This is a genomic window from Croceitalea sp. MTPC5 (genome assembly GCF_036985505.1).
Lineage (GTDB): Bacteria > Bacteroidota > Bacteroidia > Flavobacteriales > Flavobacteriaceae > Croceitalea.
Window position 1 is genome coordinate 257,598 of sequence record NZ_BTGQ01000002.1, and the last position, 19,052, is coordinate 276,649.

Sequence of the window (19,052 nt, forward strand, 5' to 3'; positions counted from 1 at the left end):
CGTATGCACTTCATTTTGTTATAAAATCGGTTCGGGAATTTGATTTTTTAGTGTTTTCCCTGAAACTTGGCGGGTAATCCCATCAAGGGTTTTTCGATGCCCGACTACTTCACCGATGATAATAATCGCTGGATTCGAAAGCTGTTTTTCTTTCACTACGGATGTAATGGAAGCAACCGTACCTATCCCTATTTTCTCATTTTCAGTCGTTCCCTCTTGAATAATGGCCACCGGAGTCTCTTTTTTTCCTTCTTGCTCAAAAAGTTTAACGATTTCGGTCAGCTTTGACATTCCCATTAATATGACGACCGTTGCATTTGATTTTGCGGCTAGCGCTACATCATTTGATAATTTGTGTGCCTTGGTAGTGCCCGTAATCACCCAAAAACTTTCTGCAGCACCTCTTTTGGTTACTGGTATGTTTTGGGTTGCCGGCACTGACAACGCAGACGAAATACCAGGAACCATGGCGACCTTCAATCCATTTTCAGTGGCATATTCCATTTCTTCAGCACCTCGACCAAACACAAAGGGATCCCCTCCTTTTAAACGAACCACATGTTCACCTTCGAGACCACGTTGCACGATCAACTCATTAATTTGTTCTTGTTGGTAACTATAACATCCTTTTCGTTTGCCTACAAAAATCAATTCTGCTTCTCGGGCAAACTGCAGTAATTCTTTGTTTACCAAAGCATCGTATAACACCACATCTGCATTTTGTAATGCTTTGATCCCTTTGAGGGTAATCAATTCGGCATCACCCGGACCAGCCCCTACAACGGTAAGTTTTCCTTGTTTAAGCATGTTCCAATTCCATTTGTCTGAACGCTTGTAATTGTAGTAAAACCTCTTTGGAATCGTCCAAATAGGTTTTCGCAAAAGCCTCAGAAGGTTTGTTTTTATTCAACTGTAATGCCAAGGTTTCAAATGAACTTTCAAAATTGATTTTTCCATTTGCTACAAAAAGCCTGTCAAAATCCTTAATGATACTGGCATGTGTATTCGTTTTAATTTTTTCAGCAGTTAATAAGGCTTTGGCCGAATTCACTATCGATTGGTATGCGTAGTAGATACTAGCTGCCCATTTTCTTTCCTGCAACGCTTCCTCAGCACTATCAATTTTCTCTTGGCTCTCTAAAAACAAGGTAGCCACCAAATCAACAATGACCCCCGCGCATTCACCAATACCGATTTCCTTTTTATATTTTTCGGAATTACCCCAATCAATGAAATCATCTTGTGTCAGATTGTCAATATTGGTGAGTGGTTTCAACAACTCATAAAAGTAGTGTTCTCCTTGCTTTTGATAATACTGTTCAAATTTTGCGCCATTTGAATTAGCTTCAAAATCATTTAAAATCCATCGCAATGCTTGTGGCCCTCGTTTACTTGGAATTTTCACTACTTTATCTGCAAAACGAGCGTTTCCATTTCCAAAATTCCCTCCACCCAGCAATACCTGTAGTGCCGGAGCCACCAACTTATCCTTGGTACGAATGCTCATACCCTGAAATCCGATATGGGCCATGTTATGCTGTCCACAGGCATTCATGCAACCGCTAATCTTGATTACCACATCAGGGTTTTTGATGTATTGGGGGTATTCCGCTTTGATGACCTTCTCTAATTTCGTTGCGATACCGGTGCTGCTCGCAATTCCTAAATTACAGGTATCCGTACCAGGGCAAGCCGTAATATCTAAAGCCTTGTTATATCCAGCTTCTACAAAACCCAATTTGCCCAGTTCTTGATAAAAGAAAGGAACCAAGGCTTCCTTGACATGAGGGATCAATATATTTTGTCGCAATGAAAGACGAATTTCCCCTGCTGCGTATTTCGCGACCAAATCGGCCAGCAAACGCGCTTTATCGGTATAAAAATCACCCAATACTACTTTAATTCCAATAGCCACAAAACCTTGCTGTTTCTGTGGAATAATATTAGTCGATTTCCACTCTTCAAAAGCATTCTCATCAGTTACAGTGGTATTGGACACCTCAACGTTTGATGGTTGAACGGAAGGGTATGTTTTGTAATCTATGGGATACGTAGCATTCGGAATCGCATTTTGTTCCTCTTCCAAAAGTGCTTTGAATCCATCCAAACCTAAATCCTTTAACAAGAATTTCAGTCTCGCCTTTGCCCGGCTCTTGCGTTCACCATAGCGGTCAAAAACGCGGATCACCCCTTCCATTAAAGGAATTATTTTATCCGTTGGAAGAAACTCGTAAAGCACATCGGCATGACGTGGTTGGGAACCCAGTCCCCCAGCAAGCATTACTTTAAATCCGCGTTCCCCATTTTGCAATTTGGCAATAAAACCCAAATCATGCATATAAGACAAGCCTGTATCGGCATCGGTAGCGGAAAAGGAGACCTTAAACTTACGCCCCATTTCTTGCCCAATGGGATTTCTCAAAAAATATTCAAAGACAGCTTGTGCATAGGGCGAAACGTCAAAAGGCTCATTAACATCAATACCAGCAGTTTCGCTGGCAGTGACATTTCGAACGGTATTGCCACATGCCTCTCGTAAGGTAACGTCATCTTTTTCCAATTGCGCCCAAAGTTCTGGCGTACGCTCTAAATCAACATAATGGATTTGGATGTCTTGCCTGGTTGTGATATGAAGTCGGCCCGTAGAATATTCATCGGAAACATCACAGATTCGCTTTAGCTGATTCGAAGTTACTTTACCATAGGGTAACTTTATTCGAATCATCTGTACCCCCTGCTGGCGCTGACCATAAACACCACGTGCCAATCGAAGGCTTCTGAATTTTTCTTCATCAACGTTTCCAGTCTTGAACTGGCGGATTCTTCTTTCTAAGTCGAGAATATCTTTCTCTACTACCGGATTTTCTATTTCTGTTCTAAAACTTTGCATATTCTCTTATAATACTATATCCTTGTCGTGAAAGAAAGTAAAACCTTTCTTATCCTATAGATTTTATAGAATAAAAAATATCGATTTCTTGTTTCGACGAGATTTCATCAACATTAACTTTTAATTTATTACCCTGATATTACAATTGACCCTTATCGAAAAGCACAGACCCGTTTATTGCAAATGAATACCACATTCCCTAGTCTCCAAGGCCTTTACCGGATCAAAGTACGTGCTGTTCTTTGGAAGGTCATAGTCTTCCAAATACGCATCCAAATCTTCATCTGTCCAATAATAAAAGGGACTTACTTTTAGAATTCCTTCCTTACTTTGACTCAAAATGTCTTTTGAACTTCTTAATTCGGTCTGACGTATTCTAATATTTGTAAACCAAATGTCAGGTTGATGCTCACTTAAAGCCCTACGAAAAGGTTCTAACTTAACTATTTCAGAAAACTCCAAATGTTCTGGTTGGTCCGCTGACGGAAAGCCTAGTCGATGCTCGGTAAACGCCTTAGTCTCTTTAGGAACATATGTTTTCAGGTTGAGATTTAAACGATTGGTCAAGTACTTCGCATGTTCGTAGGTTTCTGGCAAGTTATAGCCCGTATCACACCATACAACATCTATTGATGGGTCTATTCGTTGAAACATACTGAGCAATACCGCTGAATACTTACCAAAACTTGTGGTAACTATCCTCTTTTTAGATAAATGCAACGCCCAACTAATAATCTCTTCTGGAGGTATTCCCCTAAACTGCTTGTTGTAGTAATCAATATTTATATCCAAACTCATAATTTATTACCCTATAGATTTAATAGGAAATACAAACATAAAACAATTATCCTATTGGAAAAGCCAAATTTCCATTAAATTTATCTAAACCCTATAGTTTTAATAGATTACTAAAATATAGCATTACTATTGAGAATTTAATACTACACCATATATATTTTAACACATTCCACAAGAAACTTGAACAGCTTTAAACCGACATGAATTACCAAATCAAATCATTGAAAATAGTAATTGGTAAAGTATATACACTTACAAAAATCTATTCTAAATAGCTGTTTAAAAGCATTTTAAATCGTTTCTTGATTTTTTTGTAACCTTTTCAGAAGTCGTCTTGTCCAATAGATGTGAATTCACAAAACACATATTAATTTTTTAAAACTGACGAGATGAATCAATTAAAAAACATAGCAGTATTATTTATAGGCTTAGCCATTTTCGGTAACGCTACCGCTCAAAAAGGGCATATAAAAACCGTCAGTGGTAAACTGGTAAAAGTTGAAGCCCTAGAAAAAAGAATCGAACACATTATGGATTCCATTCAACTACCAGGACTATCCATTGCAATTATTAATGACGCTAAAATTGCGTATCACAATAAGTTTGGCGTTGCCAATTTAAAAACCAAAAAACCTGTGGACAAAAACAGTATTTTTGAAGGTGCCTCACTTTCTAAACCTTTGTTTGCTTATTTTGTGATGAAAATGGCGGAACAAGGTAATTTTGATCTAGACGCACCTATTTATGACTACTTAAAGGATATTTTTCCAAAAGGTGCTGTCGCGGAAGCTTCTATGGAGGCCTATAAAACCTTAACGCCTAGAATCGTTTTATCACATGGAACAGGAATCCCGAACTGGGTAAAAGGTGAACCCATTACCATCGCCTTCGAACCAGGCACTGACTTTTCATATTCTGGGGAGGCTTACCAACATATGGGGGCCGCTCTTGGCACAAAATTGGGCATTGGCTGGGGAAGTAAATTAGATACCTTGTTTCTTAAAGAAGTGGCGCACCCCCTTAACATGAACAGAAGTTTTTATACTTGGAACCAAATACTTGAAGAACATACCGTAAAGGGTCACATGAACGGAAAAGTAAATACCGAAATGCACCGTGACAAAAACGTTGGCCCTGGATATAGCTTACAATCAGATGCTTACGACTATGCTTTATTTCTAATTGAAATGATGGAACCAAAAAACCTTAGTGTCCAGCTACGGGATGAGATGCTAAAAGAGCATAACCACTTCAAACCTGATAACAAAATACATTTAGAAACCGGTCAAACGGGTTGGGGCCTTGGTTTTGCCCAGAAACCCACCCCAAATGGCCTAATGCATTTACATACGGGTAACAACAAAGATTTTCAAGCCTATGCTATGTTTGTTCCCGATCAAAAATATGGTTTTACCATTTTTGGAAACTCAGATAATCTGTTTCCCTTTTTAACTGAAATCGAAAAACTAATAGAAGAACAATTTTAAAAATTAAAGACATGGAAAAGTTAGACGAAGTATTTATTATGTTGATCCTTGCTATAGGAATGGGTGTTATTGTTTTCATTCTTGCGAAATACAATTATCTCATTAAAAAAGCAATGATTGAAAAAGGCCTTATCTCCAATCAATTGACAAATCAAAAATTGAAATACCTTGATGTTGGTTGCATTATTATAGGTCTAGGATTTGGTTTTATAGTATCATCGATTTATACTGAAATGAACCTATCAGAAGATACCACCGATTTATTGGCATGGGGCACAATTGCAATTTTTGGTGGAGTAAGTGTCATTCTCGCCCATTTTCTTAGAAAAAAATCAGAAAAATAGGCTTTGAAAGACCTTGATAAAAACCTCATCATTAAAATTAAAGAGGGTGATATGGATGCTTTTAGACTACTAGTCGAAAAGTATAAAGACGTATCGCTCTCCTTAATTTTTTCCATAGTGAAAGATGAAGCTTTAGCCGAAGATATTCTACAAGAGGCATTTATAAGGGTTTTCCATAAGATAGACACTTTTAACTTCAAATCTAATTTTTCGACATGGCTGTATCGTATTATGGTAAACCTTAGCTATACTGAATTAAAACGAACAAAAATAAATCAGGATGTCAATGATCTATCGCAACTACCAGAAAATTTAATCAGTAGGGAAGAACTTTTAAAAGTAGAAAATCAAAAAAAATATATTCAATTGGCATTAAAGAAAATAAATGCTGATGAGGCTTTGGTACTACAGCTATTTTACTTATCTGAAATGAGTATTAAAGAGGTGATAAAAATCACTGGATTTAGTAAGGCCAAAGTCAAAGTAAGCCTACACCGTGGTAGAAATAATCTCAACTTTCAATTGAAAAGGTTATTAGGGGACGAATTAAAAAATTTATTATGAAAGAAGACAAAATCAAAAAATTAATTCAGCAAAGTAAGCTTGAAACTTCGAATGGGTTTACAGAAAGACTCATACATAAACTTGAAGCGCAACCAAAGCAGCAGAAAACACCGATACGGTCTTATCAAAAAATGTTGTTTCCAACAATTCTGATCGTGGTGTTTATGAGTTATTTGGTCTATCGTTTTTCCGATTCTATTTTTTCCCTTTTCAACACTGAACTGAATCTCTCGAATAAACCAATTTTTATGATAAGTTCAATCTTTTTTCTCTTTCTAATCAATTACATGATTAGACTAAATGAGGCTTACAAAAAACTGAACACTATTTAATCAGGGCTTTAAGTAGCTTATTTCAATAAATCAGCCAAGGTATTGTTTCGGTATACTTCTAAATTGGCATCGCGCACCTTGAGCATTAGTTTATGAACGGAACACGCTGTCTCATCTGGGCAGTCATCACACTTTTCGTAAAAATTAAGGCTCACACAAGGCACCATTGAAATAGGCCCCTCCAATATTCGCATTACTTCGGTCATTAAAATTTCATCAGGTTTTTTAATAAGGTAATACCCTCCGCCCTTTCCTTTCTTAGAACCTAAAAAACCATTTCTACGCAAGGTCAATAAGATACTCTCTAAAAACTTTTGCGAAATATTCTCTTGTTTGGCAATCTCGGCTATTTGTATGGGAGTACTGTTCGGCTGAGAGGCCAAAAACGTAAGTGCCTTTAGCCCATATTTTGTTTTTTTAGAGAGCATGAGGCTAAGATAATGAAATTAAGAAAGAACATCTTTTGACATGTATCATCTCTTTAGGCCATTTAAAATTCAACTCTCAATTTAAGTCACATAGCCCTCAGCAATGACTCCAACGGCCGAATTGACCCATAGCAGCGCTATTGCCAAAACAAATTTCACCCAACTAGGAATTGCTATTCCAAAACGTTTTTTGAGTAAGGTCTGTATTGGCGGAAAATAGAAAAATGATACCGCAATCAAAAAAAAGACCAAACAACCAACTTAAAATTTTGCAAAGCATCATTTACGCAATGCTTGGTCAATATCTGCAATGATGTCATCAATATGTTCTAAACCAACTGATATTCTTACCATTCCTGAGGTAATACCCACGGCCATCTGTTCTTCCTCTGAAAGTTTGCTATGGGTCGTCGATGCCGGGTGTGTTACAATGCTTCTTGAATCCCCCAAATTTGCCGAAAGGGATAGTAATTTTATAGCGTCGAAGAAAAGTCGTCCAGCTTCTGACCCACCTTTTACTTCAAAGGCTACTACACAGCCGCCCGCCTTCATTTGCTTTTTGGCCACTTCATATTTCGGGTGTGATTTTAAAAAGGGATATTTCACCCAGTTCACTTTTGCATGACCTTCTAAAAACTCTGCCAATTTTAAAGCATTTTCGCAATGTCTGTCTACTCGTAACGCCAATGTTTCTAGACTTTTTGAAAGCACCCAGGCATTAAAGGGGGATAAGGCCGGACCCGTGATTCTTGAAAACCGATATACTTTATCAATCAATGCAGTGCTACCAACTGTAATTCCTGCCAAGACCCTACCTTGCCCATCCATCAGTTTTGTTCCAGAATGAATCACCAAATCAGCGCCAAACTTTATTGGTTGCTGTAAATAAGGGGACGCAAAACAATTGTCGATAATTAAAATCAAATCGTGTTTTCTAGCAATTTTTCCCAAAACCTCTAAATCAAGAATATCGACCCCAGGATTGGTTGGTGACTCGGCATAAATCAATTTGGTTTTTTCTGTGACCAGCCCATCAATCGATTCTAAATCGTCAATCTGAAAATAGCTATGTGAAATGTTCCATTTCGGAAAGAAATTATTGAATAGGGAATGCGTAGAACCAAAAATATTTTTAGCCGATAGTATATGATCTCCGCTATTCAGCAAAGCTGCCAATGTCGAAAACACGGCAGCCATGCCCGAGGCGAATGCAAAACCAGCTTCTGCCCCCTCCATTTTACATACTTTAGCTACAAACTCGTTAGAATTGGGGTTTGAATATCTTGAATAGATATTACGTTCTTTTTCTTCAGCAAAAGAAGCACGCATATCTTCAGCATCCTCAAAAACAAAACTAGAGGTAAGATACATGGGGGTGGAATGTTCTAAAAACTGCGTCCGTTCCGTTTGTGTTCTAATTGCTTCTGTCTCAAATTCCCTTTTACTCATTCTTCTTTATCTGGTTTCCAAAAAAGCTTGAAACTACAATTTCTCCGCAATTCTTAAGATATCTCCAAAAACCCCTCTTGCCGTAACGGCGGCACCAGCACCGGCACCTTGAATGACAATTGGATTTTCACCATACGACTCCGTAAAAATTTCAATAATGGAATCTGCACCAGAGACTTGCCCCAAAGCACTGCTCTTGGGTACTGAAATCAGTTTCACTTCTAGAATCCCTTTCTCTTTTTGCAAATCACCATGCAAATCGCCTACATATCGCAAAACATGGTTTGGTTTTTGAGCATTCTTAATTGCTGTAAAAGTTTCGTTCAATTCATCAGTTTGTCGTAAAAATGCTGATAAGTCAACATCTTGCAGTTTAGCTGGAATCAAATTTTCAATGACGATATCAGAAAATTCGTTTTTGAGTTCTAGCTCCCTAGCCAAAATCAATAATTTTCGGGCGACATCATTGCCTGATAAGTCTTCACGTGGATCAGGTTCTGTATAACCATTTTCTAAAGCTACTTTTAATACTTCTGAAAAAGGGTGGTCATTTTCAGAGAAGGTATTGAACATATAACTTAAAGAACCAGAGAAGACCCCTTTAATCCGTGTAATGTTCTCTCCTGACAAATGCAATAAATTAATGGTATCTATTAAGGGCAAGCCTGCACCAACATTAGTTTCGTACAAATATCTTTTCTGATGTTCGGCCAAGTTTTTGCGTACTAATTGATAATAATCAAAGTCTAAAGTATTTGCAATCTTATTAGATGAGACCAAATCAAATCCGGCAGCTATCAAATGAAAATAATGGTTAACAAAATTGGAGCTTGCCGTATTATCTATGGCAATAAGGTTCTCTAAGTGATGCTCTTCGGCAAACTTGGTTACATCACTTAAAGTGTAAGGTCTTCCCTCTGCCATTACGTGTTGTTTCCAATTTTTTTGTATTCCGGCTGCATTTAGCACAACTTTTTTAGAATTGGCAACGGCAAAAACCCGTAAATCGAGTCCCTTTCGGTTTTTTATTTTTTGATAGGAAGTCAAAATCTGGTCAATCAAAGTTCCACCTACGGTTCCATGCCCAAAAACGGCTAGGTTGATACGCTTGCTCACCCCAAAAATCTGTCCGTGCATCACATTCAAGGCTTTATTCAAATTAGCACTACCGACCACAATGCTAATATTCTTTCCAGAAATGGTATTATTGAAAAGCAGCGGTACAATACCGTTTTTTATTAATGCATTATAGGGATGGTGAAAGGTGCTCAAATCTTGCCCTACTATGGAGATGACGGCGATATCCTTTTTAATGGTGATCGTATTCACATCTTTTGCGGAATAGTCGGTTGCAAATTCTGAATCCAACGCCAACTTGGCTTCCTCTGCCTGGTCGGCATCAACCACCAGACCTATGCCCCGTTCTGACGAACCTTGCGAAATAATGCTTACATTAATGTTATGTTTTCCTAAGGTGTTGAAAATTCGGGCATCGATACCTACTTTGCCCAGTAGGCCTCTACCCTCTAAATTGATCAGTGCTACGTTTTCGATGACCGAAAGGGATTTAATACCCTCTTTTTTAGCTTTTGAACTGATCAATGTTCCTTGTGAATTCGCATTGAAGGTATTCAGAATTCGAAGTGGGATATTTTTTTCAATTAGGGGTATGATGGTTTTCGCATGCAATACCTTTGCACCAAAATTAGCCAATTCATTGGCCTCTTCGTAAGAAAGATGTTCAATCACCTTTGCTTGATTGACATAATCTGGGTTTGCCGTAAAAATTCCATCAACATGGGTGTAATTCAATACTTCTGAAGCATCTAAATAGTTTGCGAAAAGGGCAGCCGTGTAATTGCTTCCGTTTCTACCTAAAGTCGTGGTCTCCCCTTTGCCATTGGCCGCAATAAACCCTGTAATAATCGGAATACTTTTAGGTGCCAATCGTGAAAACTTTTGAAGTACCTTTTCTTTGGATATCGTTTCGTGAACCCTGGCGTTTCCGAAATTACTGTCCGTCTGCAACAATTCCCTAGTGTCGATTAAAACCGCAGGCACCCCTTTTTCTTTTAATAAAGAAACCACCAGTTTACAAGAAATCAATTCGCCAACTGCTAGCACTTCGTCCTTTGTTTTTAGACTATAATCCCCAATTAAGGAGACCCCTTCCAAACGTTTCGAAATGTATTGTATCTCATTTGAAAAATCAATGTTGGGATCAACTGCTTTTTGATACCCCTCTAGATTTGATAACGACTCACGATCAACGATTCCTTCCACCGCATTTTGAAGCAGATCTTCCAAGGTATCGGTGGCCTTTTCACGGGCAGATAATACCACCCCGATACGCTCATCATTTTTATGGTGTTCCGAAATAATTTCAAGCACGCGTTCAAGTCCTTCACCATTGCTTAAAGACTTTCCCCCAAACTTTAGGATTTTCAACCCTTTTTGGGTATTCCCTTTTTGAAAAACACCTTCCAACAAGCGTTGAAGTTGTTGAAATTCCATCAAAAAGGCATCGTGACCGTGAACCGATCGTACTTCCCCATAGGTCACATTACTGTTCGCCTGGGCAAGCTGTTTAAAAGTTTCCTTGTTTTCCTCAGCGGTAAAAAACAAATCTGAATCCACCCCGATAATATGGATATTGGTACTACTCTTCTGCAAGGCCTCAAAGGCGTGATCCCCATATCTGGTAATATCAATGGTTTTTAAAAGTTGGTTCATCAATTTATAAGCTGATAATTGAAATCGCTCTTGCAACTTTTTACCATGGTGCATCAGCCAACTTTCTACATTAAAAACCTGTAGCTCTTCATTTGTGCCCCTTTGAAACCGTTCTTTGAACGATTCTGGGGTTCGATAACAGAGCATGGCATGCATTCTTGCATCATGTACGGGTTGTCTGCTGTTTACGAGTATCTGCTCTTGAATCTGGCAATTGGCGATAAGCCAATCGGTGGACTTCCAGTCTGAGGCAACAGGTATCAAATGCTCGGTGATTCCAGGATTCAAGGCAGCCATTTCCCAAGCAATCCCGCCACCCAAAGAACCTCCGATGATGGCATAGAGTTTTGTAATCTTCAATTGTTTTAATCCCCGCAAAAAGATTTCGGCAATATCACCCGCGACAAAGTCTTTATACCGTTCTATTACAAAGCCATCATAACCGTTACCGGGTATGTTGAACGCCAAAACGGAATAAATGTTCGTATCGATGCACTTTCTCTCACCTATAATATCAGACCACCACCCTTTTTCCCCTGCAACATTGGAATTACCGGTCAAAGCATGGTTCACTAAGACAATGGGTGCCGTATGTAGTGGTCGCCCAAAGACCTCGTAAGATAATTCAAGGTCTTGTTGATGGCCACTTCGAGTACTGTAATCTTTGATTTCTAGTTTAGAGAGCATAATTGAAATACATGTTCAGACCAAAACCCGCCACACGCAGATACCCTCCATCATCGACTATGTTCAAGATGATAAGGAGGGAGTCTCTTAAAGGTGTTAGGCTAAAACCGATTTATCGATACTTGCAAAGGCTTGTTCTAAATCTTCTTTTAAATCATCGATATCTTCGAGACCTACAGAGAGTCTAATCAAATCTTGGGTTACTCCCGCGCTTAATTGCTGTTCTTCACTCAACTGTTGGTGTGTCGTGCTTGATGGATGGATAATCAATGATTTGGTGTCACCAATATTCGCCAATAAAGAGAATACTTTGGTAGCATCGGTCAATTTTTTCGCAGCCTCAAAACCACCTTTAACACCAAAAGTGACCAAACCACTTTGTCCTTTTGGCAAATACTCTTGTGCCAACTCGTAGTACTTGTTTCCTTTGAGTCCCGGGTAATTTACCCATGCTACTTCTTCCCTTTCTTGCAACCATTCTGCCAATGCAAGGGCATTTTTACTGTGTTGTTTGATTCGAACGGGCAAGGTCTCCAACCCTTGAATAATTTGAAAGGCATTAAACGGGCTAATCGCACCACCAAAATCACGAAGTCCTTCTAAAATCAATTTAAAGGTGAACGCGGCCGCGCCTAATGCTTCACTATATACCAACCCGTGATACCCTGCGGATGGTTCTGTAAATTCAGGAAATTTTCCATTGGTCCAATCAAAGGTTCCTGCATCAATAATAGCGCCACCTAAAGCCGTTCCATTTCCGTTAATGTACTTTGTCAATGAGTGGATGACCAAATTTGCACCATGCTCAATCGGATTCAATAATCCGGGTGTTGCGACGGTATTGTCTACAATAAAAGGTACTTTCGCTGCTTTGGCCTCTTTGGAAATCGCTTTTAAATCAAGCACGTCCAATTTTGGGTTTCCTAAAGATTCCACAAAAATGGCCCTAGTATTGTCTTGAACCGCCTTACCGAAATTTGCTGGGTCTGAGGCATCAACAAAAGTAGTCGTAATCCCTAGTCTTGGTAAGGTTACGTTTAATAAGTTGAACGTACCTCCATACAAACTACTTGAAGCGACGATATGATCACCAGCTTTCAATAGGGTCAATAATCCTGTGGAAATAGCTGCTGTACCAGATGCGAACACCACAGCCCCCACACCACCTTCAATCGCCGCCAATCGCTCTTGTAATATTTGATTGGTAGGATTGTTTAGTCTCGTGTAGATGAAACCAAGCTCTGCCAACGAAAATAAATTCGCGGCATGATCCGTGTCGTTGAATACGTAAGATGTAGATTGGTAGATAGGTACCGCCCTTGTGCCACCTGTTTGGGTTGTGTCATGCCCAGCATGCAATGCGTTTGTTGCTAATTTTTGATTACTCATGATTTTGTTTTTAAAAGTTAAGCCCTTCGACTCCGCTCAAGGCACAAAAAATAAAAAAGCCAAACCCTAGCCTGCCGACATTGCGGTTAGGTAAAATCAAAAAGTTATAAGAAAGCGTTTCGAAAATAATTTCGATGACTGTTATCCTTCCCAACTAAGGTCGATTTTTACCGGCCATAAGTTCCAAGTCTTTCTTGGAATGGGTAGAATTTAGCACCTTCTTTGCATAGAACAAAGGGTTGCTAAGGCTTCAAAGGGTCTAATCCCTCCACCTTTCTTGATAACTATTCAATACGTGTTTGAACTTATGAAACAAATATAACGTCAGAAATATTTAATATCCTAATGGAATTAAAAAAATTTAAAAAAGACCTTGAAATTTGGTGTGATAATTAGCCCATCACCTCAATTCAAGAAAAAGAATTCAAATACCTTGCTCCTTTTTTCTAGTTCTCTTCATTTTATAAAACCCTTTATCAGCAACATAAATCGTTTTGTGTACCTCACAAAAAATTTTTGAACCTTCCTTATCCGTCAAAAAGGACGTTTTCACCAACTCAATTTCATTTTTTTCGGCGACATCAGCTTTAATCCGTTTTACTTCTTCTTTCGTAAAGCTGAATTCTGCATACAAATCTTCTTTTGCCGGCCTTTTAAAATTTATCTGGGCCGATTTATCCCAGACCACAAAACCCTTATCCAGTATATTCATCAATTGTACCATTGGTATGGGATCGACAGCTGAAAACATACTACCGCCAAAAATGGAATTCACATAATTTCTATTCTTGTAAGAAATCGGTAGTTTAACTTTAATGTACATCAGGTCTTTACTGACCTCAATAATCCTTCCTGTACTTCGCCGATACATTGGGGACAGATTGAAACCATGCTTGAATAATTTATGCTTGCTTATAAATTGAGTTCCAACAGCAGCTAGTTTTTGATAAAAGGACATGGACCCGAATTAATTCAAAATTGAAAACTCAACACTGGAATCGGTAAACACCGTATGGGTCTGTGTTTTAAAATCTTCCTCATCAGCTTTAAAGATATTCTCCACATAAGTCTGCGGATTTAAATCAATCAAAGGAAACCAGGTACTTTGTACCTGAATCTGTAGCTTATGTCCTTTTTTGAAGGTGTGAAACACATCTTGCAATTTGATATTGACATCGGTCTTTTTATTTGGTGTAAAAGGTTCTGGCTTGGAGAAACTGTTACGGAACCGACCCCGTAGCACCTCGCTACGCACCATCAAATGGTAATTGCTCATTTTTAAGTGGTCTTGCATCTCTTCATTGGTTTCGGTTTCAGCAGGGTGCACATCAATCACTTTTACAATCCAGTCTGCCGCATCACCCGTAGTGGCAACTTTTAAGTTGGCCATAATAGCTCCGGCTAGGGTCAGATCTTCCTCTAAAACATCGGTTTCAAAGACCAACACATCAGAACGTCGCGCCGCAAAACGCTGATCATCGGTCATGTACTTTCTTGGCGTAAATACCGATTTGACATCTTCAGAATAAGGTACCGGTTTTTTGATATCACTGACAAACCGAAGGGCCGTAATGCCCTTTTGCGTTGAGGTCAACTCTTGATTTTGAGACAAAAACATTTTTTGTTTCACCACGCCCTCAGGGGGCCATGAGCTATACTCTTTCCATTCTTTACGACCTGAATCATAGACATAAGCTTCGGGTAAACCTGTATTGCCATCTGCCTCACCTTTTAGAAAGTGGTTGAAAAATTTGGTTTCAATATTGTCTTGATAAAAATTGGATACGGAGTCGCCAAAAAAATAATTGCCCACTACGGTACGGTCGGCACGTCTTGCCCATCGGCCATGGTCCCATGGGCCGAAGACCATCGTGTTGTACCCCTCAGTGTGCTTTTCAATATTCTTATAGGTCTCTAAAGGGCCGTACAGATCTTCGGCATCGAACCATCCTCCCACAATCATGGTGGCCACGTGTGATTTCGACTTATCCAAATGTTGAATTAGCCCTCTACTTTGCCAAAGCTCATCGTAATTCGGGTGTTCTTTAAGTTCATTCCAGAAAAAATCATCAGTCATATCATCGGGTGACATCGATACTTCGTCTTTCAATCCATATTCGAAAAAGGAATTTAAATTTTTTAAAGGACCCTTATCCAAAAAGAATTGGTATTGATCTTCGGTACCCAAACTGGGTAAGGTATACCATGCCGTATCAATAGGTTGATCACCGTTTGGCCTTGGTGTACCAAACAGGGAAGTTGCCCTAAAATAACTCAACAAATAGGCACCATTATGGTGAAAATCGTCGAAGAAGAAATCTCCAATGCAAGCCTGTGGCGAAGAGGCCTTTAACGCAGGGTGGGCATCAATGGTCGCATAAGTGGCATAATATCCCGGATATGAGATTCCCCAAACCCCAACATTACCATTGTTATGTTCGACATTGTTTACCAACCATTCAATGGTATCATAGGTATCGGTACTTTCGTCAACTTGGGTACTATCCGTTTTATTGGGAATGTAAGCCCGCATATTTTCATAATGCCCTTCACTTAACCATCTGCCACGTACATCTTGGTATACGATGATATTGCCTTCTTTCATTAAATTGATATTAGGGCCGATTTGTTTTCTAAAATTACCTTCACCATAAGGCCTCGAACTATAGGGCGTTCGCTGCATCAGAATGGGATATTCTTTTGAGGTATCTTTTGGAGTGTATATGGTGGTATGCAACGTAGTTCCATCACGCATCTCGATATCCACTTCTTTTTTGGAATAGTTGTCTTGCACATAGGTATCGATAACTTCCACGGTTTCCGTCTTTTTAACGGTTTTTGTACAGGAAACCACAATTGTGGATAACAAACAAAGGATTGCGGATTTTGATAGGAATTTCATAGTAATCGGATTGATTTTTTAAAACTACGAAGAATTATTTTTTTTAAGCAGCACTTATGCTATCGCCACTTTAAAATATCAACACATGATAGTTTGTTAAACCACCTGCCCTTGGCAAGGGGAGGTGGTTTTCCCTGAAAGTGGAAAAGCGGAAAGGTGACATGTCTTGATTACATTTAAAAAAGATTCACCATATGGAATTTATCTCCCCCTCTCTTCCCGATTAGCATCGGAAATTCATTCCCCTCTTAAAATAAGAGGGGAGCTACAAAAAGTTAGCCCGTAATAATCAGAAGCTTCTCCCTTAATTTAGGGATGTGACAACAAGCCTAGCGAGGTTGGCGGAGGGATGACAAAGAATTTGTGGTTACAAAATCCACAAGCAAAAAGGTTCCATTCAAAATCAAAACTATCTCCCCTTTCTTCCCGACCAACGTCGGAAATTCATTCCCCCCCTAATATAAGAAGGGAGCTACAAAAGGTTAGCCCATAATAATCAAAAGCTCCTCCCTTAAGTTAAGGGAGGTGGCAACAAGCGCAGCGATGTTGACGGAGGGATGACAAAGAATTTGTGGTTACAAAATCCACAAGCAAAAAGGTTCCATTCAAAATCAAAACTATCTCCCCTTTCTTCCCGATTAACATCGGAAATTCATTCCCCTCTTAAAATAAGAAGGGAGCTACAAAAGGTTAGCCCATAATAATCAAAAGCTCCTCCCTTAAGTTAAGGGAGGTGGCAACAAGCGCAGCGATGTTGACGGAGGGATAAGAAGCGTGTTTTTTACAAATTAAAAGCAGCCTTCACGGCTTCTACCCTATCCAATTTTTCCCAGGTAAACAGTTCTACCTCTTTCTCAATTCGACCATTGTATGGCGACTCGAAAACCTTGGTGACTTTTTTGGGTGCCTTACCCATATGCCCATAAGCCGCGGTTTCTGAATAAATTGGGTTTCGAAGTTTCAACCGTTCTTCAATGGCAAAGGGTCGCATATCAAAAAGTTTCGCCACCTTCTCCGCTATCTGCCCATCATTCAAAGCTACATTGGCCGTACCATAGGTATCTACAAAGATGGATGTAGGCTCTACAACACCGATAGCGTAACTCACCTGTACTAAAATTTCATCTGCAACTCCTGCAGCCACCAAATTTTTAGCGGCATGGCGTGCAGCATAGGCGGCACTTCGGTCTACCTTACTGGGGTCTTTTCCACTGAAGGCACCACCACCGTGGGCCCCTTTTCCGCCATAGGTGTCCACGATAATCTTACGGCCGGTCAATCCCGCATCACCATGTGGACCGCCAATCACGAATTTACCGGTCGGGTTGATATGGTACTTGATTTGATCATTGAACAGTTTTTGAACGTAATCAGGGAATTGTGCTATTACTTTAGGAATCAAAATGGAACTAATATCCGATTTGATTTTGGCCAACATATTGTCATCACTATCAAAGTCATCGTGTTGGGTCGATACTACAATCGTATCAATGCGCTGGGGAACATTATCATCAGAATATTCGATAGTGACCTGTGCTTTGGCATCCGGTCGCAAATAAGGTATTTGAGTGCCTTCTTTTCGAAGGTTTGCCAAGACCTGAAGGATTTTATGTGAAATATCCAAAGCCAAGGGCATGAAGTTTTCAGTCTCCTTGGTTGCGTAACCAAACATCATTCCTTGATCACCGGCTCCCTGTTCTTCTTTAGTGGCACGGTCTACCCCTTGATTGATATCTTGTGATTGTTCGTGTATCAACGAAATTACCCCACATGAATCCCCGCTGAATTGATATTCGCCTTTTGTGTAACCAATGGTATTGATAACCTCACGGGCAATAGTCTGCACATCGAGATAAGTGCCGCTCTTTACCTCACCGGCCAATACGACCTGACCAGTGGTCACCAAGGTCTCACAAGCCACTTTGCTTTCAGCATCAAAGGCTAAAAAATTATCTAAGAGTGCGTCACTGATTTGATCTGCAATTTTATCTGGATGTCCTTCGCTAACAGATTCAGAAGTAAACAAATATGACATTATTTAATTTTTGCAGAGGTACGAATTTAAAAGACTGCATTAAGGAAGTTCGTTCTCGATAAGGAGAATCGCCAAAAAAATTGGCCGGAACTGCTTTAGCATTTGACCCTTTGATTTTCGGTCGAAGGGTCCGATCGTAAAGATCGGGTATTGAACATATTCAATACCAGAGGTTGCAATCAGTCAAATCTATCCTCTTTATTGGAAGGCAAAAGTACATATTTGAATAGGAAATCAAAACTTTGAAAATCAAAAATTACCGGAGCGGGATTTCAATATGATTTTTTCTTTTAAACCCTATATACTTTGTATATTGCGCGATACTACTTTTAACTGAAATAGTCTAAAACACGCCACCATGCATATTGCTGTCGCTGGAAATATTGGAGCAGGAAAAACCACGTTGACCACCTTACTTTCAAAGCATTACAAATGGGAAGCCCATTTTGAAGATGTGGTCGACAACCCCTATTTGGATGACTTTTATACCCAAATGGAACGTTGGAGCTTTAACCTGCAAATCTATTTTTTGAACAGTAGGTATCGTCAAATCCTTAAAATACGTGAGGGTGGCAAAAAGGTGATTCAAGATCGCACCATTTATGAGGATGCCCATATCTTCGCACCAAACTTACATGCCATGGGCTTGATGACCAATCGGGACTTTGAAAATTATAAAAGCCTATTCGAATTGATGGAGAGTTTGGTACAACCCCCAGACCTTTTGATTTACCTAAGAAGTTCCATTCCCAACCTCGTTAATCAAATACACAAGCGCGGTCGCGAGTATGAAAATAGTATCTCTATTGATTACCTCAGCCGTTTGAACGAGCGTTATGAAGCTTGGGTCAATACCTATGAAAAAGGAAAGCTTCTTGTTATTGACGTAGATGATATCAACTTTGTGGATGAACCCGAAGATTTGGGCGAGGTCATCAATAAAATTGATGCGGAATTACATGGGTTGTTTTAAATTTTAGATACAAGAACGCTACGTTATTAGATATTAGGTTT

Annotated in this window: 15 protein-coding genes and 1 riboswitch; of the genes, 5 read left to right on the plus strand and 10 right to left on the minus strand. The window is 39.4% G+C overall.

Annotation, left to right across the window (positions count from 1 at the left end; translation table 11 throughout):
• Nucleotides 1–18: 18 nt before the first annotated feature.
• From cobA to AACM45_RS06345, 3 genes are all read right to left on the minus strand, one after another.
• Complete coding sequence (gene cobA / locus AACM45_RS06335; protein ID WP_339141482.1) at nt 19–807, minus strand: uroporphyrinogen-III C-methyltransferase; 789 nt, start codon at nt 805–807, stop codon at nt 19–21.
• Nucleotides 800–2,890 carry a HEPN domain-containing protein gene (locus AACM45_RS06340; RefSeq protein ID WP_339141483.1) on the minus strand — a complete coding sequence of 697 codons (2,091 nt, stop codon included), beginning with the start codon at nt 2,888–2,890 and terminating at the stop codon, nt 800–802. Before AACM45_RS06340 ends, cobA begins: the two co-directional genes overlap by 8 nt.
• A gap of 174 nt (nt 2,891–3,064) precedes the next feature.
• A complete protein-coding gene (locus AACM45_RS06345) occupies nt 3,065–3,688 on the minus strand; it encodes a phosphoadenosine phosphosulfate reductase domain-containing protein (RefSeq protein ID WP_339141484.1) in 624 nt (207 codons plus the stop codon).
• 389 nt (nt 3,689–4,077) lie between these two features.
• Here AACM45_RS06345 and AACM45_RS06350 point away from each other — a divergent pair, with 389 nt between their 5' ends.
• Genes AACM45_RS06350 through AACM45_RS06365 form a run of 4 tightly spaced genes read left to right on the plus strand, consistent with a single transcriptional unit; the run spans nt 4,078 to nt 6,415 of the window.
• Nucleotides 4,078–5,175: a serine hydrolase domain-containing protein gene (locus tag AACM45_RS06350; protein WP_339141485.1), complete on the plus strand. Its 1,098-nt coding sequence runs from the start codon at nt 4,078–4,080 to the stop codon at nt 5,173–5,175.
• An 11-nt stretch (nt 5,176–5,186) separates the two neighbouring features.
• Nucleotides 5,187–5,519, plus strand: a complete 333-nt coding sequence (locus AACM45_RS06355) for a hypothetical protein (RefSeq protein WP_339141486.1) — start codon at nt 5,187–5,189, stop codon at nt 5,517–5,519.
• A gap of 3 nt (nt 5,520–5,522) precedes the next feature.
• Entirely contained in the window at nt 5,523–6,083 is a 561-nt protein-coding gene (locus AACM45_RS06360) for an RNA polymerase sigma factor (protein ID WP_339141487.1), read from the plus strand.
• Nucleotides 6,080–6,415: a hypothetical protein gene (locus AACM45_RS06365; protein WP_339141488.1), complete on the plus strand. Its 336-nt coding sequence runs from the start codon at nt 6,080–6,082 to the stop codon at nt 6,413–6,415. The genes AACM45_RS06360 and AACM45_RS06365 overlap by 4 nt, the downstream gene beginning before the upstream one ends.
• 17 nt (nt 6,416–6,432) lie before the next feature.
• Here the strand turns inward: AACM45_RS06365 and AACM45_RS06370 are convergent, their stop codons facing one another.
• The 7 genes from AACM45_RS06370 to metK all read right to left on the minus strand — a co-directional run bounded on the left by AACM45_RS06370 (nt 6,433) and on the right by metK (nt 18,038).
• A complete protein-coding gene (locus AACM45_RS06370) occupies nt 6,433–6,843 on the minus strand; it encodes an RrF2 family transcriptional regulator (RefSeq protein ID WP_339141489.1) in 411 nt (136 codons plus the stop codon).
• A 279-nt stretch (nt 6,844–7,122) separates the two neighbouring features.
• Entirely contained in the window at nt 7,123–8,292 is a 1,170-nt protein-coding gene (locus AACM45_RS06375) for a trans-sulfuration enzyme family protein (RefSeq protein WP_339141490.1), read from the minus strand.
• Nucleotides 8,293–8,325: 33 nt separating this feature from the next.
• Nucleotides 8,326–11,712 (minus strand): bifunctional aspartate kinase/homoserine dehydrogenase I, encoded by a 3,387-nt coding sequence (thrA, locus tag AACM45_RS06380; protein ID WP_339141491.1) that lies wholly within the window; start codon nt 11,710–11,712, stop codon nt 8,326–8,328.
• A gap of 96 nt (nt 11,713–11,808) precedes the next feature.
• Nucleotides 11,809–13,101, minus strand: coding sequence for an O-acetylhomoserine aminocarboxypropyltransferase/cysteine synthase family protein (locus AACM45_RS06385; protein ID WP_339141492.1), 1,293 nt, complete (start codon nt 13,099–13,101; stop codon nt 11,809–11,811).
• Between the two features lie 171 nt (nt 13,102–13,272).
• A riboswitch (SAM riboswitch) is annotated at nt 13,273–13,388 on the minus strand.
• A 137-nt stretch (nt 13,389–13,525) separates the two neighbouring features.
• Nucleotides 13,526–14,059, minus strand: coding sequence for a DUF4442 domain-containing protein (locus AACM45_RS06390; protein ID WP_339141493.1), 534 nt, complete (start codon nt 14,057–14,059; stop codon nt 13,526–13,528).
• 9 nt (nt 14,060–14,068) lie between these two features.
• Nucleotides 14,069–16,003, minus strand: a complete 1,935-nt coding sequence (locus AACM45_RS06395; RefSeq protein ID WP_339141494.1) for a CocE/NonD family hydrolase — start codon at nt 16,001–16,003, stop codon at nt 14,069–14,071.
• 781 nt (nt 16,004–16,784) lie between these two features.
• Nucleotides 16,785–18,038 (minus strand): methionine adenosyltransferase, encoded by a 1,254-nt coding sequence (metK, locus tag AACM45_RS06400; protein ID WP_339141495.1) that lies wholly within the window; start codon nt 18,036–18,038, stop codon nt 16,785–16,787.
• 358 nt (nt 18,039–18,396) lie between these two features.
• On the opposite strand from metK, the gene AACM45_RS06405 reads away from it, so the two are divergent.
• Nucleotides 18,397–19,011, plus strand: a complete 615-nt coding sequence (locus AACM45_RS06405) for a deoxynucleoside kinase (RefSeq protein ID WP_339141496.1) — start codon at nt 18,397–18,399, stop codon at nt 19,009–19,011.
• Nucleotides 19,012–19,052: the final 41 nt, after the last annotated feature.

Coding starts and splice junctions, on each gene's coding strand:
- cobA (WP_339141482.1), bottom strand. CDS start 807: ATGCTTAAACAAGGAAAACTTACCGTTGTAGGGGCTGGTCCGGGTGAT.
- AACM45_RS06340 (WP_339141483.1), bottom strand. CDS start 2,890: ATGCAAAGTTTTAGAACAGAAATAGAAAATCCGGTAGTAGAGAAAGAT.
- AACM45_RS06345 (WP_339141484.1), bottom strand. CDS start 3,688: ATGAGTTTGGATATAAATATTGATTACTACAACAAGCAGTTTAGGGGA.
- AACM45_RS06350 (WP_339141485.1), top strand. CDS start 4,078: ATGAATCAATTAAAAAACATAGCAGTATTATTTATAGGCTTAGCCATT.
- AACM45_RS06355 (WP_339141486.1), top strand. CDS start 5,187: ATGGAAAAGTTAGACGAAGTATTTATTATGTTGATCCTTGCTATAGGA.
- AACM45_RS06365 (WP_339141488.1), top strand. CDS start 6,080: ATGAAAGAAGACAAAATCAAAAAATTAATTCAGCAAAGTAAGCTTGAA.
- AACM45_RS06370 (WP_339141489.1), bottom strand. CDS start 6,843: ATGCTCTCTAAAAAAACAAAATATGGGCTAAAGGCACTTACGTTTTTG.
- AACM45_RS06375 (WP_339141490.1), bottom strand. CDS start 8,292: ATGAGTAAAAGGGAATTTGAGACAGAAGCAATTAGAACACAAACGGAA.
- thrA (WP_339141491.1), bottom strand. CDS start 11,712: ATGCTCTCTAAACTAGAAATCAAAGATTACAGTACTCGAAGTGGCCAT.
- AACM45_RS06385 (WP_339141492.1), bottom strand. CDS start 13,101: ATGAGTAATCAAAAATTAGCAACAAACGCATTGCATGCTGGGCATGAC.
- AACM45_RS06390 (WP_339141493.1), bottom strand. CDS start 14,059: ATGTCCTTTTATCAAAAACTAGCTGCTGTTGGAACTCAATTTATAAGC.
- AACM45_RS06395 (WP_339141494.1), bottom strand. CDS start 16,003: ATGAAATTCCTATCAAAATCCGCAATCCTTTGTTTGTTATCCACAATT.
- metK (WP_339141495.1), bottom strand. CDS start 18,038: ATGTCATATTTGTTTACTTCTGAATCTGTTAGCGAAGGACATCCAGAT.
- AACM45_RS06405 (WP_339141496.1), top strand. CDS start 18,397: ATGCATATTGCTGTCGCTGGAAATATTGGAGCAGGAAAAACCACGTTG.